17 protein-coding genes are annotated in these 14486 nt (G+C 53.7%); 5 read left to right on the forward strand and 12 right to left on the reverse strand.

Annotation, left to right across the window (positions count from 1 at the left end):
* Positions 1 to 2: 2 nt before the first annotated feature.
* The 8 genes from ASAC_RS01950 to ASAC_RS01985 are packed head-to-tail and all read right to left on the reverse strand — an operon-like array spanning position 3 to position 5252.
* Complete coding sequence (locus tag ASAC_RS01950; protein ID WP_013266295.1) at positions 3 to 317, reverse strand: NADH-quinone oxidoreductase subunit K; 315 nt, start codon at positions 315 to 317, stop codon at positions 3 to 5.
* Positions 314 to 811 (reverse strand): NADH-quinone oxidoreductase subunit J family protein, encoded by a 498-nt coding sequence (locus ASAC_RS01955; RefSeq protein ID WP_013266296.1) that lies wholly within the window; start codon positions 809 to 811, stop codon positions 314 to 316. The genes ASAC_RS01950 and ASAC_RS01955 overlap by 4 nt, the downstream gene beginning before the upstream one ends.
* Positions 808 to 1398, reverse strand: a complete 591-nt coding sequence (nuoI, locus tag ASAC_RS01960; RefSeq protein WP_013266297.1) for an NADH-quinone oxidoreductase subunit NuoI — start codon at positions 1396 to 1398, stop codon at positions 808 to 810. Before nuoI ends, ASAC_RS01955 begins: the two co-directional genes overlap by 4 nt.
* 11 nt (positions 1399 to 1409) lie before the next feature.
* Positions 1410 to 2468 carry an NADH-quinone oxidoreductase subunit NuoH gene (gene nuoH / locus ASAC_RS01965; protein WP_013266298.1) on the reverse strand — a complete coding sequence of 353 codons (1059 nt, stop codon included), beginning with the start codon at positions 2466 to 2468 and terminating at the stop codon, positions 1410 to 1412.
* A gap of 6 nt (positions 2469 to 2474) precedes the next feature.
* On the reverse strand, positions 2475 to 3725 hold the full coding sequence (locus tag ASAC_RS01970; RefSeq protein ID WP_048812732.1) for an NADH-quinone oxidoreductase subunit D: 1251 nt from the start codon (positions 3723 to 3725) through the stop codon (positions 2475 to 2477).
* Between the two features lie 3 nt (positions 3726 to 3728).
* The gene (locus tag ASAC_RS01975) at positions 3729 to 4244 is read right to left on the reverse strand and encodes an NADH-quinone oxidoreductase subunit C (RefSeq protein WP_013266300.1); all 516 of its coding nucleotides are present in this window, start codon (positions 4242 to 4244) and stop codon (positions 3729 to 3731) included.
* On the reverse strand, positions 4231 to 4848 hold the full coding sequence (locus ASAC_RS01980; RefSeq protein ID WP_048812733.1) for an NADH-quinone oxidoreductase subunit B: 618 nt from the start codon (positions 4846 to 4848) through the stop codon (positions 4231 to 4233). The genes ASAC_RS01975 and ASAC_RS01980 overlap by 14 nt, the downstream gene beginning before the upstream one ends.
* Before the next feature lie 2 nt (positions 4849 to 4850).
* Positions 4851 to 5252, reverse strand: a complete 402-nt coding sequence (locus ASAC_RS01985) for an NADH dehydrogenase subunit 3 (RefSeq protein ID WP_083774001.1) — start codon at positions 5250 to 5252, stop codon at positions 4851 to 4853.
* A gap of 139 nt (positions 5253 to 5391) precedes the next feature.
* Here ASAC_RS01985 and ASAC_RS01990 point away from each other — a divergent pair, with 139 nt between their 5' ends.
* The 3 genes from ASAC_RS01990 to ASAC_RS02000 are packed head-to-tail and all read left to right on the forward strand — an operon-like array spanning position 5392 to position 7543.
* A complete protein-coding gene (locus ASAC_RS01990; protein WP_048812734.1) occupies positions 5392 to 5778 on the forward strand; it encodes a prefoldin subunit beta in 387 nt (128 codons plus the stop codon).
* Positions 5779 to 5781: 3 nt separating this feature from the next.
* Entirely contained in the window at positions 5782 to 6798 is a 1017-nt protein-coding gene (locus ASAC_RS01995) for a DHH family phosphoesterase (RefSeq protein ID WP_013266304.1), read from the forward strand.
* Positions 6785 to 7543, forward strand: coding sequence for an ERCC4 domain-containing protein (locus tag ASAC_RS02000; protein ID WP_013266305.1), 759 nt, complete (start codon positions 6785 to 6787; stop codon positions 7541 to 7543). The genes ASAC_RS01995 and ASAC_RS02000 overlap by 14 nt, the downstream gene beginning before the upstream one ends.
* A gap of 8 nt (positions 7544 to 7551) precedes the next feature.
* Here ASAC_RS02000 and ASAC_RS02005 read toward each other — a convergent pair whose 3' ends face one another.
* Positions 7552 to 8484, reverse strand: a complete 933-nt coding sequence (locus ASAC_RS02005; RefSeq protein ID WP_013266306.1) for a polyprenyl synthetase family protein — start codon at positions 8482 to 8484, stop codon at positions 7552 to 7554.
* Between the two features lie 74 nt (positions 8485 to 8558).
* On the opposite strand from ASAC_RS02005, the gene ASAC_RS02010 reads away from it, so the two are divergent.
* Positions 8559 to 9266, forward strand: coding sequence for a hypothetical protein (locus tag ASAC_RS02010; RefSeq protein ID WP_013266307.1), 708 nt, complete (start codon positions 8559 to 8561; stop codon positions 9264 to 9266).
* Between the two features lie 64 nt (positions 9267 to 9330).
* On the opposite strand, the gene ASAC_RS02015 is transcribed toward ASAC_RS02010, so the two are convergent.
* A complete protein-coding gene (locus ASAC_RS02015; protein ID WP_048812735.1) occupies positions 9331 to 11544 on the reverse strand; it encodes an elongation factor EF-2 in 2214 nt (737 codons plus the stop codon).
* A gap of 85 nt (positions 11545 to 11629) precedes the next feature.
* The gene (locus ASAC_RS02020) at positions 11630 to 12097 is read right to left on the reverse strand and encodes a DUF371 domain-containing protein (RefSeq protein WP_013266309.1); all 468 of its coding nucleotides are present in this window, start codon (positions 12095 to 12097) and stop codon (positions 11630 to 11632) included.
* Between the two features lie 82 nt (positions 12098 to 12179).
* Between ASAC_RS02020 and ASAC_RS02025 the strand changes: the two genes are divergently transcribed.
* Positions 12180 to 12851, forward strand: coding sequence for a protein-L-isoaspartate(D-aspartate) O-methyltransferase (locus ASAC_RS02025; protein WP_013266310.1), 672 nt, complete (start codon positions 12180 to 12182; stop codon positions 12849 to 12851).
* Between the two features lie 156 nt (positions 12852 to 13007).
* On the opposite strand, the gene proS is transcribed toward ASAC_RS02025, so the two are convergent.
* On the reverse strand, positions 13008 to 14456 hold the full coding sequence (gene proS / locus ASAC_RS02030) for a proline--tRNA ligase (protein ID WP_013266311.1): 1449 nt from the start codon (positions 14454 to 14456) through the stop codon (positions 13008 to 13010).
* Between the last annotated feature and the right edge of the window lie 30 nt (positions 14457 to 14486).

The raw sequence follows: 14486 nt of genomic DNA on the forward strand, positions 1-14486 counted from the left end.
GCTCACACCTCCGACTCCTCTAGGTCGCTGGATGAAAGCGACCTGTACTGCCTCAGAAAAGCTATGAGTATGGAGACCACTACCACCACCTCCACAGAGACCACAGAAATAACTATTATGCCAAAGTAAGCTGCAAGGGCCGCGAAGCCCGAGAGCAAGGGTATGACAAGGAGCAGCAGCCCATTGAATATGACCTCAACTGACAGCAGCTGCCTCAGCAGATTATTTGACGCGGTCAGGCCGTAGGCCCCAATCGCCATTATAATGGCTGAGGTCACGAAGAGCGTAGCTCCTACAAACGAGTCTACAAGGATCACTTCCTACCACCCCTCTTAGCTATAGAAATCGCCTCAACAACCGTGGCCGCCTGCCCTATGAATATGAGGGCCAGGACGGGCAAGTACTCCCTAAGGGCCCCGGCGGCCGCCGCTGACGCTGACAGTGAGGGAGGGACCGTAAACAGCCTGTAAAGCTCAGATATAACAACCACTGTTATTATAAATGTTGCCAGCGCGGCGGCCACCGTAAGCCCCCTGAAGGAGTCAAAGGACTCCTGCCCCTGGGGTCCTATCATGCTTATAGATATGACTATAAACATGACAGCGGCCCCCACATACACAAGGACCAGGTAAGCGCTGACCAGGCCAAACCCGGCAACTGCAAGCAGGGCGGCCGTAAAGGAGCCCAGTATGGCAAGCGTTATGCTGGCATAGACCAGGTCCTTAAGCCTTACCACAAGCATGGCTGACGCTATGGCCATTATCGAGAGCACTATGGCGTATAACGGCAGGTCTATGGACTCTCCGCTCACGAGCTTCCACCTCCCCCTGCTGGCTGGCTTGAACTTCCCTGATTTGAACTTTCTTCAACGCTTACTTTGACGAGCCCCCTCTTCTCGTCAAACACGTAGGTGACGGGGACTCCCTCCTTAGCTGTTACGAACTCTGGCTCCTTCTGGAACTCCTCCACGTTGAGTATCATGTCCTGCATGTTAAGGTAGACAAGATCATGGTATGGCACGTGGTATAGTGCCTCAGTCGGGCACACGTCAACGCAGTAGCCGCAGAATATGCAGCGGTTGTAGTTAATTACAGGATACTTCTTCTTCATCGCTCTGTTTAGCTTTTTGTCCTTGACCTCCATGGTCACCATTTTCATGGCCCTTGCCGGGCATATCCTGGCGCAGGAGGCGCAGCTTATGCACTTGTCAAATATGAGGACTATGTAGCCCCTGTAGCCTTGCCTCAGTTTAATGTACTCGTGGGGGTAGAGCAAAGTTATCCTGTTGGGGTCTATGAAGTACTTAACTCCTACTATCAGTGCCCCCAGGTTTCCAGCTATGGCTCTGCCCAGGAACGTGGCCCTCGGAACCCTCTTAAGCGACGGTCTTGCGGGCATGACTTATCACCTCATGGGTGCACCCCAATAAACGCCTCAAACACGCTCAGGCCAAAGGCCGCTATTGCTATGGGTATGAGCACCTCCCAGGCCAGGCTCAGCGCCTGGTCAAGCCTGTACCTTCCGTAGACCGCGCGCAGGAAGCTCATTATGGCCATAATTATAACGGCCTTAACAACCACTATGAGGCTTGGCACAAGGTAGCCGAGTACTATGCCTGGCTCTGGCCTGTAAGGCGCCCAGCCGCCTAGGAACACCAGGGCTATCAGGACTGAGAAGGCCCAGCGCCTTATGTAGGCCCCTCCCATGTTAAGGCCGTAGAGGAGGCCTGAGTACTCCGTGTACGGCCCAGCTACAAGTTCGCTCTCGGAGTCGGGTATCTCGAAGGGGAAGCCGCTGGTGGACATGAGCACCGCTATGAAGGCGTCAAGCAGGGCTAAGGGGTTCAGAAGCCCAAGCCAGCGTCCGCTGAACTGATAGTCGACGATGGTCACTAAGTCAAAGGTGTGGAGCAGAGGTACCACTGAAAGAAGTGATATAACAGCTATGAGCTCATAAGCTACTACAATGAACGACTCCCTTAGGCCGCCCAGCACAGAGAACTTGCTGTTGCTGGCCCACGACATCATGACCACGAAGATAGGGGACAAGGTGGACAGGGCGACGGCTATGAGTAAGCTGTAGCTCATTGGGATGGGCCAGTAGCTGGGTATTGAGGTCATAGGCACGGCTACCATAGGCAGAAGCGAAAGTATCATAGACATGTTAGGCGCCAGTATGTATGACATGAAGTCAACGGCACTTGGCACTATGATCTCCTGCATCATGTACCTTACTAGGTCAGCTATCAGCTGCGGGGCCCCTCCTGTCCTTGGGCTTATCTCCAGCGGTCCGTACCTCATCTGAACCCTGGCCGCAGCCTTACGCTCAAACCATATGATGAATATAACCACCACAAGCGCGGCCACGAGCCCAGGTATTATGACAAACTGGTAGACGGGGGGATAGAAAATTATGTAGTGCAGGATCCCCCAACCTATATCATAGAGCACTCTAGTGGCCGTTATCATGTTCCATCACCTGTCCCACTCAGGTGGGAAGTAATCAAAACTACCATATATTGTAGGCAAGTCCATGAGCCTGTGCCCAGGCATAACATACTTGAACGCTATCACATTTCTGAACGAAGGTGACACCACCCTTACTCTGTACGGAACGTCCTTCCCGTCGCTCTCAACGTAGTAGAACATCTCGCCCCTTCCGGCCTCAACCCTGGCCGCAGCCTTACCGGCAGGGACCTTGAGCGTTGCAAACAGAGGCATCAACTTGACCCTGTACTTGCCGGCGTACGGTATGTTGCCCTCGTATACGTCCTTATAGAGCTTAGGCGCAGCCTTCCAGAACTTGTCGTGCATGAAGCCCTCCCTTGGGTGCTTCTCCAGCCAGTCCACGGCCTGCTCTATTATGTTGAGGCTCTGCCTTATTTCCTCGACTCTCATCCAGGCCCTGGCGAGCGAGTCCCCCTCCTCAAACACGGGTATCTCAAAGTCAAGCTCTGGGTAGGCCTCGTAGGGCTCGACAAGCCTTACGTCATACTTGATGCCGCTGGCCCTAGCATTGGGCCCTGCTATGCCAAGCTCCGCCGCCCTGGTCTTGGAGATCACTCCAACGCCCTCTAGTCTCTTCCTTATGTTTGGGTTGTTCAGGAATATCTTGGCGTACTCGTTTAGTCTGTTCCTCATATACCTGACGGCTTTCCTTGCGTTCTCAGGGAAGTCATCTGGCATGTCCCTCCTTACACCGCCGAAGACTGGGTAGCTGTGAGTTAGCCTTGCGCCCGTGAGGTCCTCGGCGAGCTGTACAAAGACCTCCCTGTCGCCGAAGGCCCACATGTAGAGCGTCGAGTGCCCAAGGAAGACGCCAAAAATTCCCATGCCGTAGAGGTGGCTTGCTATCCTGTTTATTTCACAGAGGAGAGTCCTGAGGTACTTAGCCCTCTCGGGCGGTTCTATGTCGAGGAGCTTCTCAACGGCCTCAACGTAGGGCAGGGTTATATTACATGCGTCCAGTATTGCCATCCTCTCGAAGAGCGGTATGTTCTTTATCCAGTCCCTGCCCTCGGCCAGCTTCTCCATGGTTCTGTGAACGAAGCCTATGTCTGGGTCAACCCTTACCATCACGTCGCCGTCGAGCTCCACTATTATCCTCATGTGGCCTGAGCCTGGGTGGGCCGGTCCTATCTGAACCTCGTAGACGTTCCTCTCGACCGGCCTTACCTCCATGCCAGGCAGGTGCGGTACGCCGCTGCTTGAATCCTGCGCGGACATGGCTTACCACCACTTAGTTGCCTTAAAACCTTCATAGTCAGCTTCTATGTTGTCACTTTCCTCCTTCACTATGAAGTCCTTACGCAAGGGCTTAAGCGCCGCCACCACGGGCGTCAGAAGGAGCAGCCTAAGGTCTGGGTGGCCGTCAAAGGTTATCCCAAACATCTCATACTCCTCCCTCTCATGGAATTCAGCGCTCAGCCACACTGGCGTGAGGCTTGGACAGTGAGGGTTATCCCTGCTCACGTAGGTTGAAAGAGACACCATGAACCTGGAGAGGTCCTCGTTAAGGTAACTGGTCAGGTGGTACATGATCTTAAGCTGTTTCTTGGTTAGATAGTCAACAGCACCAACCGATATCACGTGGTCAAAACCCATGTCCTTCAGCTTCCTGGCGGCGTCAACCAGGTGCTCAACGGGGACAACTACATCTATATAGCCTTTGGACGGCTCGACCTGCGGCTTATAATCCTTCAGAGCCTCAAGGATGCTCTTTTGAAGCTCCTCAGCTGTAACCACCGCCCTCACCCCTCCACCCACAGAGGTCCTCCTTAGGCAGGATGTACTTCAGGTCCTTCCTAACCCCCTCAACGACCCACTTTGAGGCGACGCCGCGGCTTCTTATGATCTTCTGAAGCTCTACTATGGATCTGGCAACGGCCTCGGGCCTTGGCGGGCACCCTGGTATATAGATGTCCACAGGGACCACCTGCCATGGCCTAACTATATTATAGCTGTTGTAGAAGATGCCGCCATCAAGTGAGCAGGCGCCCATGGCTATGACAAACTTGGGGAAAGGCATCTGCTCCCACGTTATCCTGACGGTACACGCCATCTTCTTTGTCACAGTGCCCTCAATTATTATCAGGTTAGTCTGCCTTGGGCTAACCCATGGAAGCGAGCCGTACCTCTCGTTGTCAAACCTGGGGCCCCAGGCAGCTCCTATTTCACAGCCGCAGCAGCTGGTCATCAGGTGAACAGGCCACAGGCTGAAAGCCGTGGCCCAGTCGACGACCTTAGCTATGGTCCCCTTGATGAGGCTCTCCTTAGCCAGCTGAGCTGCTACCTCAAGGTTACCTATATAAGCCTTACCCTCCTTCGCCCTCTCCTGCACCTGAGCCATCTCTAATCCCTCCACTCCTCTATCCTCCTAGACACATATGCGCCATATGCCAACAGAGGGGCAAAAACGGCCACCATTACAAGGTAGAGCAGGAGAAGGTCCCGACTATACTCTGAGGGGGCAGACGCTAGGAACGTTAACAGCACGACCGCTGGCTCTACGGCGAGGAACATTATAAGGTAACCGAAGTACTGGTAGGAAAGCCTGGACTTGCCAACCCCCCTCGGCGGGTTGGAGGACTCGAAAAGCCTGTACTTGTAGGGCTCCTTGGACTCTATGTAGCCGGCGGGCCTAAGCAGCATGCGGAGGAGAAGTATCGTGCCAACCAGCACGGCTAGAATTATTGTTGGCACTATTATGAATGAATTGGCGGCGAGCACTAAGGGACTGTAGGCTATAGACAATTCCCTAACTCACCAAATCTGTTAATTAATGACCAAATATAAATCCCTTGCTTGCCTTAACGGCTTTGACAGCTAAAGTCATGAAGCTCACGAGTAGAGCATAATAACCTTAGTGAGGAGTTTTTGCTAGGTGCGCGAAGTGGTAGAGAGAGTGCCTCCAGAGGCCGAGGTCAAATATAACAAGTACCTTCAGCTTAGGGACACCTACAACGCGATAGTTCAGCAGAGGCTCGCCGCCGAGTCGTCCCTAAGCGAGATAGAGAAGGTAATAGAGACCCTCAACGGGCTCTCGGACAGCGCGGAGGTCTATAAGATGGCAGGCTTCGTCCTTGTTAAGTCGACAAAGGGCGACCTGCTCAAGGAGCTGCAGGACCGCAAGGAGAACCTGGAGCTTAAGATTAAGGCGCTTAAGAACCAGGAGAACCTAGTGAAAGACGAACTTGACAAGGTGGCCGGAGAGCTACAGCGTCTGCTGCAGGGGGCTGTAGGAGGCGGCGGAGCCGCAGGCCCCGCAGGGGGCTCTTAGTCCTTGCGCGCAGGGCCTGGCAGCCCAGGTTCACAGGAGCTTTATGAGGAGCTCACTAAGTTAGTTAAGGGCTCCGGCGTCAAGGTACTAATGCACGGCAACGCTGACCTTGACGCCGTCGCCTCCGCTCTTCTGGTGTGCAGGCTCCTGGAGGGGGTCTCCAGTAGCTGCTGCCTCTACTCGCCTCAGGGTCTGAGCAAGCAGTCCAGGGAGCTGCTAACTTCACTTTCGCTTGACATACCCCTGTGCGACAGCCTAGACAACCAGCAGGCGGGAGTGCTTATAACAGTGGACGCCAGCAATATATCACAGCTCGGAGTTAACGGTGATGCCCTGAGAGGGGCAAAGTTAGTCGTAATAGACCACCACAGCCCGGGGAGCCTGCACACGATGGCCACCCTTCTAATAAGTGACGAGAGCGCTCCGTCGTGCGTAGAGGTGGTCCTTTCGCTTGCCGCTCCTGGGATCCTTAAGCTAAAGCCAACCGAGGCCACCCTCTTACTTACGGCAATACTTGAGGAGACCTCGTTCCTGGAGAGGGCGTCAATAAGCACTTTCAGGTACATAGTTAAGTTAATGGAGATGGGCGCGGACTACGCCTTTGCTGTTAGCTTCTTGAGGCAGAGCAATGACGAGCCTATAGACAAAAGGGCCGCAAGGCTTAAGGGCCTTTCGAGGGCGGCGGTTAGCGTTGTCTGCGGCCAGTTGGCTGTGGCGGTGACCCACGTAGGCTCCTTCGAGGCCGAGGTAGCTAGGTCTATGATATCCCTGGGCGCCGACGTTGCGGCTGTAATTAATGATGAGAGAGTGTCGCTGCGGGTCTCGAGGCGCGCCCTTAAGCTCAACATTAGGGCGTCTGAACTGGCGGCCTTCATAGCTGAGAGGTTAGGCGGCGAGGGAGGAGGCCATGATGGGGCCGCGGCTCTCAGGTTAAAGTCCCCAAACCAGACTACTATTGATAAGGTGCTAGGCCTCGCGGTTAACTTTGTGAGGCAGCGCTGCGGTGATGCCAGTGGTTGAAGGAAGCGCCACCAAAAGGACTAGGGTTTATGCTGACGTGAGGGAGGAGGCCTCAGGGGTTCCGTCGCTGCTGGAATCCCTGGGAGTCCTTGTAATAAGGAAGCAGCTTCCTGAAGGGGATTACATAATACCGCCCGACATAGTCGTTGAGAGGAAGAACGCCAAGGACTTCGTCTCGTCGCTGTTTGACGGGAGGCTCTTCGACCAGGCCTCAAGGATGAGGAACGATTATGAGGAGGTTTTCTATATAATAGAGGGTGACTTCTCCAGGGAGCTGCGGTACTGGAGCGACAAGGAGAGGCAACTAATAGGGGCCCTCGCAACGCTTGTGGCAAGCTATAACGTTAAGCTCCTCTGGAGCGGCTCTGCTAGGCAGACGGCCGAGTACCTGGCGTCGCTGGCCTCCAAGTACCTCACTAAGGGCAGAGGTTCAAGGCCAGTCATTATAAATAAGAAACCATCAGCGCAGTCGCTGAGGGAGTGGCAGCTCTATATAGTTGAGTCATTTCCAGGCATAGGGGCTAAGACTGCCGAGAGGATACTTGAGAAGTTCGGATCGCTGGAGTCGTTTTTTAACGCCAGCCTGGCGGAGCTGGCATCTGTTGAGGGCGTCGGCGAGTCCAAGGCTGCCAGGATAAAGGAGCTCCTTAAGGCGCCCTTTAAGGGCGAGAGAAGGGTCACCACCCTGGACAAATTCTACGGAAACCCCGCAGGCGCTAATAGCTCTTCCGACAATGACAAGTAAGCTAGAAATTACGGCTGCTGGTCAAACTTACTTAGCGAGAGGTTGGCCGATTCTAGCATCTTAGATGCCATAAACCATGGCAGCTCGGCTATCATCTTAGTTGCTGGCCCTGGCGGCAGGAAGCTCAAGGAGCTGATTGACCTCTTAAGAATGTCGTTGAGGTACTCAACTCCCTTCTCTATAACCTCATCCTCTCCGCGGGCCTTCAGTTCAGTCTCAGCCCACCTTAGGAAGAGCCTCTCGCTGGGGTCTAGCTTATCCTTGGCCCCTCTCGCATAGTTAGCGAAGTCCGTTATGTCATCAGCTAGCTGATAGGCGGTGCCAACAATGTTGCCGTAATTCCAGGCCCTCTCGGCGTACTCTTCATGGTTGGCTGCTATAACACCTAAGGTTGAGGCTAGCGAGAAGAGGCTGCCGGTCTTAAGCGATGCAAGCTGCAGATACTCTACAGGCTCTAAGTTGAGGGAGGAGTAAGCGTCCATGATTTCACCTCTGACCATGGATTCCCATGCGGTGATGCTATAACTCAACGCCAAGGGACCGTACTGCTCGACTAATTTTAGCGCGGTGGGCACTAGTAAAAGGGAAGCCATGGCGCTCTTGCCAATCCCGTAAAGTACCCAAGCGGAGGGGCCTCCCCTTCTTTCGGCGTCCTTATCTATAATATCATCAAGCGCAAGGCTGGCCCCTTGAACTAGCTCTACTGCAATCGCGGCATCCTTCGCTCTGTCAAGATTACCTCCAGCGGCCTCTGCAAACAGCATTGTCATGAAGCCTCTAAACATCTTGCCTCCCTTAACTATATATGAAGCAAGGCCCTCGAGCCCGGCCATCTCAAGCCTTGACACAATAGAGTTTAGCTCAGGCTCTATCATAGTTCTTGTGCTCTCCCACTTGCTTAGGATAGCCCTGAACTCCTCTTCAGAATACTCTTGCTTCACTGCTAGGCCTCCGCGAGTCAGGTTTACTACGTAACTTTATAACTTATACTTCTATATATCGCTTGGCATGGTCAATGAAGGAGCAGTGGGAAACCGTAACTGACGGCTCACTGCTGCTTGGAGTGGCCGCTCTCGTCCTCGACTTAGTGGAAGGCTATTACACCGCAGAGGGGAGCCTTCTTGACGCTAAGGTGTCATCAAAAATACTTGATGTAACGTCAATAAGGGAGGGCCTCAGCAGGGGCAGCCTCGAGCTCTACATAAATGCTGACTGGGTGGAGCCTCAAGAACTTGACTTCAGAGGTGCAAAAATTTCAATCAAGGCCACAGATGCTAGCCAAGGCGGCCTTTTACCGCTGCGGCAGCTCTATGAAGAGTTGCCACGGGAACTCGTTAGGTTGGACTACTTCCCGCTCTATTCGCCTCTGGCTTCAAGGACGGACAGGGACGGCACTGAATACATCATTGTCTATACAGCAGATGGCAGGGCCTTCGTCTTTGAGGGCGAGAGGTTCAGGGTCTCTCTGCCTGGGCTCAGGCAGTCACCGGCGGTGGTGCACACGCATCCCGCAGGTCACTGCGGCCTGTCAAGGAAGGACCTCGAGAGCGGCCTTGACCTGATGATGGACAGGGGCCTCATAATGGGCGCTGTGACCAGCGACAGGTGCGCCGCGATAATGTATAGGCTTGGACTTCTGGAGGAGGACGACGTTATAGGCGTTAAGGAGGGCAGAATTGAAAACCTCAGGTCGTTAAGGTTCACGCGGATAAGTATAATATAACATTGCCTCCCAAGCTTACAGGCAGTAAAACGGGAATAGTGCAAAACGTAAGGTGAGGAGGAGGTTAAGGCCCTAGCAGGTCTGAGAGGCTTGGTAGCTTTTGTGGGAGTCCCTTCCTCTCCCTTATCTTCCTTATTAGGTCGTCAAGCATGCTGTCAGGCACAGGGGCCCATCTGCTGAACTCCGTGCCCCACAGGGCCTTTCCTGCAGTGGACCCTCTCAGCTCTGCTGCCAGGTCAAAGCTCTCAGCTATTGGTATCTCAGCGAGCACCCTGGTGCCGCTCGGCGTGTTCTCCACGTCGATTATCTTTCCACGCTTCTTGACTATTATCGTGGTTACTGCGCTGAGGTACTCCATCGGTATTCTTATGTCAAGCTTCTGTATAGGCTCCAGCAGCGTTGGCCTCGAGGTAAGTATGCCAGCCCATATGGCGTTCCTCACGGCTGGGTATATCTGGCCAGGCCCCCTGTGCACCGGGTCCTCGTGTACTTCAGCATCGTGAAGTACTACCTTGATACCTCTGACGGGCTCAGCCGCCAGTGGACCCTCCTTTACTGCTATTCTGAAGCCGCCAATTATGGTATCCTTGACATCCTTGAGGTACTGCACTCCTGACGTCATGTCTACGAAGACATTGATGTTTTCATCTATGGCCCAGATTCTCCTGGCCTCGTCGTAGTCCCAGCCGGCCTGTTCCTTGAGTATCTTGGCCCTGTCCCTCGAATCCTGATCCTCCCTCACGGCACCCCTGTGTATGAGGTCTATGGTCTCGTCGTTTAGCGGCTCAACGCTCAGGTAGAACCTGTTGTGTTTGTTGGGGCTCTTGCCCTCGAAGACCTGGCTCTTCTCCCTCACGGACTCCCTGTAAACTATTATTGGCTGGCTGGCCTTGACCTCTAGGCCGTAAATCTCCTTCAGCATCCAGAGCGCTATCTCTAGGTGGAGCTGCCCCATTCCTGAGAGGAGGTACTCGCCAGTCTCCTCATTGATCTTAGCTACCAGGTTCGGGTCCTCTATGGTAAGCTTTCTCAGAGAGTCCACAAGCTTAGGCAGGTCCTGTACCTTGGCCGGCTCTATTGCTATGGTCACTACAGGCTCGGCTATGTAGTGTAGCTGCTCGAACGGGGCGCCCTGCGACTTGTACTGGCTCTCAACAAGCGTCTCTCCAGCTCTAAGGTTATCTATGCCCATTATGGCAGCTATGTTGCCAGCCGTGACCCTCTGCGTCAGCTCCCTGAAGGGGCCCATGTAAAGGCTTACCTGCAGCACCCTGCCTGTGACGTCCTGGGACACCACGTAGAGCTCCTTGCCTGGCTCAAGGGTGCCTGAGAACACCCTGCCCGTGGCCACTAGGCCTGCCTTCTCAACATGAATGGCATTTACATAGAACACGACGGGCCCGTTGGGGTCAGCCTCTAGCATGGCCTTTCCAAGGTCGCTGTTGAGATCTCCCTTCCATATCTTTGGAATCCTATACTTCTGCGCCTCCTTCGGGTTGGGGACGAACTTGACGACCATGTCCAGCAGGGCCTCGTGCAGCGGAGCCTTCTTAGTAAGCGCTGCTATCTTGTCCTTATCATCGCTTGAGTAAGCGTCTATGATCTGCTGGAAGTTTATACCCTTCTTGGAGGCTATCGGCACAGTTATGCCCCACTGGTCCTTAGCGCTTCCAAAGGCTACGTTCCCGGCCGCCGGGTTCAGCTTCCACTTGTCCTTGAACTCCGGCTCAGCGTACATGTCTATGAGGTTGTTGACGTCCTTTATTATCTCCACGAGCCTGTCCTGCAGCTGGGAGGAGGTCAGCCTCAGCTCCTTTATGAGCCTGTCTATCTTGTTTATGTAGAGTACGGGCCTAACCCTCTCCTCCAGGGCCTGCCTTAGAACGGTCTCTGTCTGGGTCATGACGCCCTCCGCAGCGTCAACAACTACAATAGCTCCATCAAGCACCCTCAGGCTCCTTGTGACCATTCCTGTGAAGTCTATGTGGCCTGGGGTGTCAATTAGGTTAATCACGTATCCCTTGCCGTTATACTCGTGGTATAGACTTGCGTTGGCGGCCTTTACTGTCATCTGCCTCTCCTTCTCCACGTTAAGGTAGTCCAGGGCCAGCGCCTCGCCGGCAACTCTCTCAGATATGATTCCGGCGCCTGCTAGCAGGGCGTCGCTAGTAGTGGTTTTACCATGGTCTACATGCGCTATGACGCCTATGTTTCTTACCTGCTCTATGTTGCTCATTATCTTCTCGATCTCTGAGACCATTTTAACTCGAGCGCCCATGGATTATTCCACCTAGTAGCCAATCGCAAGTTACGGTCACATTTGAGGGTTAAAAACAATTCTTAGACTAAAAGATGGCCTTTGGTTAGATGTTATTTTTGTGGGAGTTACTCGTAATGAGGGGCAAATAAGTTATGTATACGTGCAGATCATCACCATGCGCAAGTCGTGAAATTAGCTCCCTATTAAGGTCTGCGGCTGCCTTGTTGCTCCTCACCATGATTGTCGAGCCTTCAACGTAATCACTCTTTCTTATTATAATCTTCATGTTGTTAGAGGCCGTTATCCTAGGATCCCCGTGACCTATGACGGCATCGCAGAGGCCACTGGAGCATAGGACGACAAGCACTGCATTGTTAGGGTTCCTCAGCTCATCCCTAAGCCAGTCGGGGAGGCTGGAAGCGCTGGCCTCTGACGACACGCCAATTATACAGTCACCCCTTGGGGTTAGGGTTTCCTCTTTAGTTATCTCTATTGTAGTTCTGTGCCTGGCGGTTACATTAACGTGGCCCTTGGCTCTGAAGTGAAACCATCTGCTCGCGAGCTCGCTCACTGAAGGCCCTACTCAAGCAAGGCTTCCTTGCGGAATAAAGGCAAATTAGGCCAGCAGCTAAAGTATTTATACAAGGTAGATCTTGGCCGGCTTAAAGCAGGACGCCTTTGAAGTGGCCAGAAGGAAGCTTGTAGATGATCTTAAGCTAAGGGGGTATCTGAAGAGCCAGGCAATCGAGAGGGCCATGCTGAGCGTTCCAAGGGAGCTCTTCGTGCCTGAGGGGGTCAGGGACCGGGCTTATGAAGACAGGCCGCTCCCCATAGGTTATGGGCAGACCATAAGTGCGCCGAGCATGGTAGCCTACATGACGGAGCTCTTAGAGGTCTCAGAAGGCATGAAGGTCCTCGAGGTTGGGACGGGGTCAGGCTACCAGGCGGCGATCCTGGCTATGATTGTAGGTGACAGGGGGCACGTGTGGACTGTGGAGCGCATAGCAGAGCTTGCAAGTAGAGCCAAGGAGACCATAGAGTCCCTAGGCCTCGGAGGAAGGGTCACCGTAATCGTGGGCGACGGGAGCCTAGGATATCCACCGGCGGCGCCCTACGATAGGATAATAGTGACCGCCGCGTCCCCAAAGGTCCCAAGGCCGCTCGTGGAGCAGCTCGCAGAAGGAGGCCTCATGGTTATACCTGTGGGAAGCAAGGAGGAGCAGGTGCTTACCATAGTCAGAAAGAGGGAGGGCCAGGTCTTTCAACAGAGCGACATAGAGGTTCTTTTTGTCCCCCTGGTCGGGGCTGAGGCGTGGGACCATTAGCTCCATCTGGCCAACAAACGTTTTAGATCTACGTGCCTAGCTATAACTCGCGATGATGTGTGTGGTGGACTCCGAGCCTCTAAGGCTATGAAGACAAGGAGCCCGCTGAGCCCTTAGGCCTGCAGCTGAAATTTCACGTATTTTCTCATGAGCAAATCAGTACTGCCTCGAGAATCTCATGTAAGTCACAGCAGGCCTTCCGCACACGGGGCACGTGCCCTCTGCCCTCTCGTAAGGCCACGGCGTTCCTAAGGATTTGACTTGGAGCTCATTCATTACTTTAACTGCGCACTCTTCGCTGCCACACCAGGGCACCTCTATAACTCCACCCTTTTCGTTGATAGCCTTCCTGGCCTCGTCAAGGCTTGAGACCCTGCTCACGTGATCTGCCAGGAACTTCCTAGCCCTCTCGATAAGGTAGGCGCTTATTTCATCAAAGGTCTTCTTTATGCTCCCTACAGCCTCGCTGAGGGGCACGGTCCTCTTCTCAAGGGTGTCCCTCCTGACTATCGTTACGGTGTTCCCTGAGGCCTCCCTGGGACCTATCTCAACCCTGACGGGAACGCCCTTTGCGTCCCAGTAGTAGTACTTGTCGCCTGGGGTCGTGTCTTCACGGTCATCAAGCTTGGCCCTTATGCCAGAGCTTAGTAAGGTTGAAAGCACGCCGCGCGAGTACTCAAGGACCTTTCTGCTGTCCTCTTCCGATTGGGAAGGGATTGGGATTATGACGGCCTGTGTAGGGGCTATGTCAGGAGGAAGCACGAGCCCCATGTCATCTCCATGAATGGCTATCAGTGTGGCCACGACCCTGTCGCTGACGCCATAACTTGTCTGCCATGGGTAGTCGAACTTTTCGTCCCTTGTCTGGATTCTAAATGAGAACGCCTTAGTGAAGTTCTGGCCTAGGTTGTGAACCGTGCCTATCTGCAGGGTCCTGCCATCAGGCATTACGGTGTCGAAAGCTATGGTGTAAAGGGCGCCGGCGAACTTATCCCAGTCAGGCCTCCTTGAGATTATGTAAGGTATTCCCAGGGAGTCGAAGAACTTCCTGTAAACGTCTATGGCCTCTTTGACCTGACTCTCGGCATCCTCGAAGCTCTCATGAACGGTGTGTGCCTCCTTAAACATGCTTATTTCTCTTACCCTTATCAGGGGGCGCGTGGCCTTGGTCTCATACCTGAAGACGCTGACTATCTGGTAGAACTTCCTTGGAAGCTGCTTGTAGCTCTGCACCCAGAGCGACTCATAGTAAGTTATTGGGGTCTCACTCGTGGGCCTTAGTGCGAGCTTCTGGTCCAGCTCCTCAAGGCCTCCGTGAGTGACCCAGTAGACCTCATCTTCAAAGCCCTTTACGTGCTCGCTTTCCTTGGCCAACATCCAGTCGGGTATAAGGAGTGGGAAGAGGACCTCTTCATGGCCGGTCTCATCAAGGAGCTTCCTCAAGAGGTCTGTCACCCTTCTCCTTATCTGAAATCCATAGGGCATCCAGACGCCCATTCCCTTGACAGGATACCTGCCATAATCGTAGATCTCCGCTCTATCCAGTATCCAGTCAAACCACTCCGAGAAGTTGTTGTGCCATCTCTCCCTCTTGGTTTTTACCATGGCTAAATCGCCGCATCATAAAAGGTAGAG

It is taken from the genome of Acidilobus saccharovorans 345-15, from assembly GCF_000144915.1.
Classification (GTDB): domain Archaea; phylum Thermoproteota; class Thermoprotei_A; order Sulfolobales; family Acidilobaceae; genus Acidilobus; species Acidilobus saccharovorans.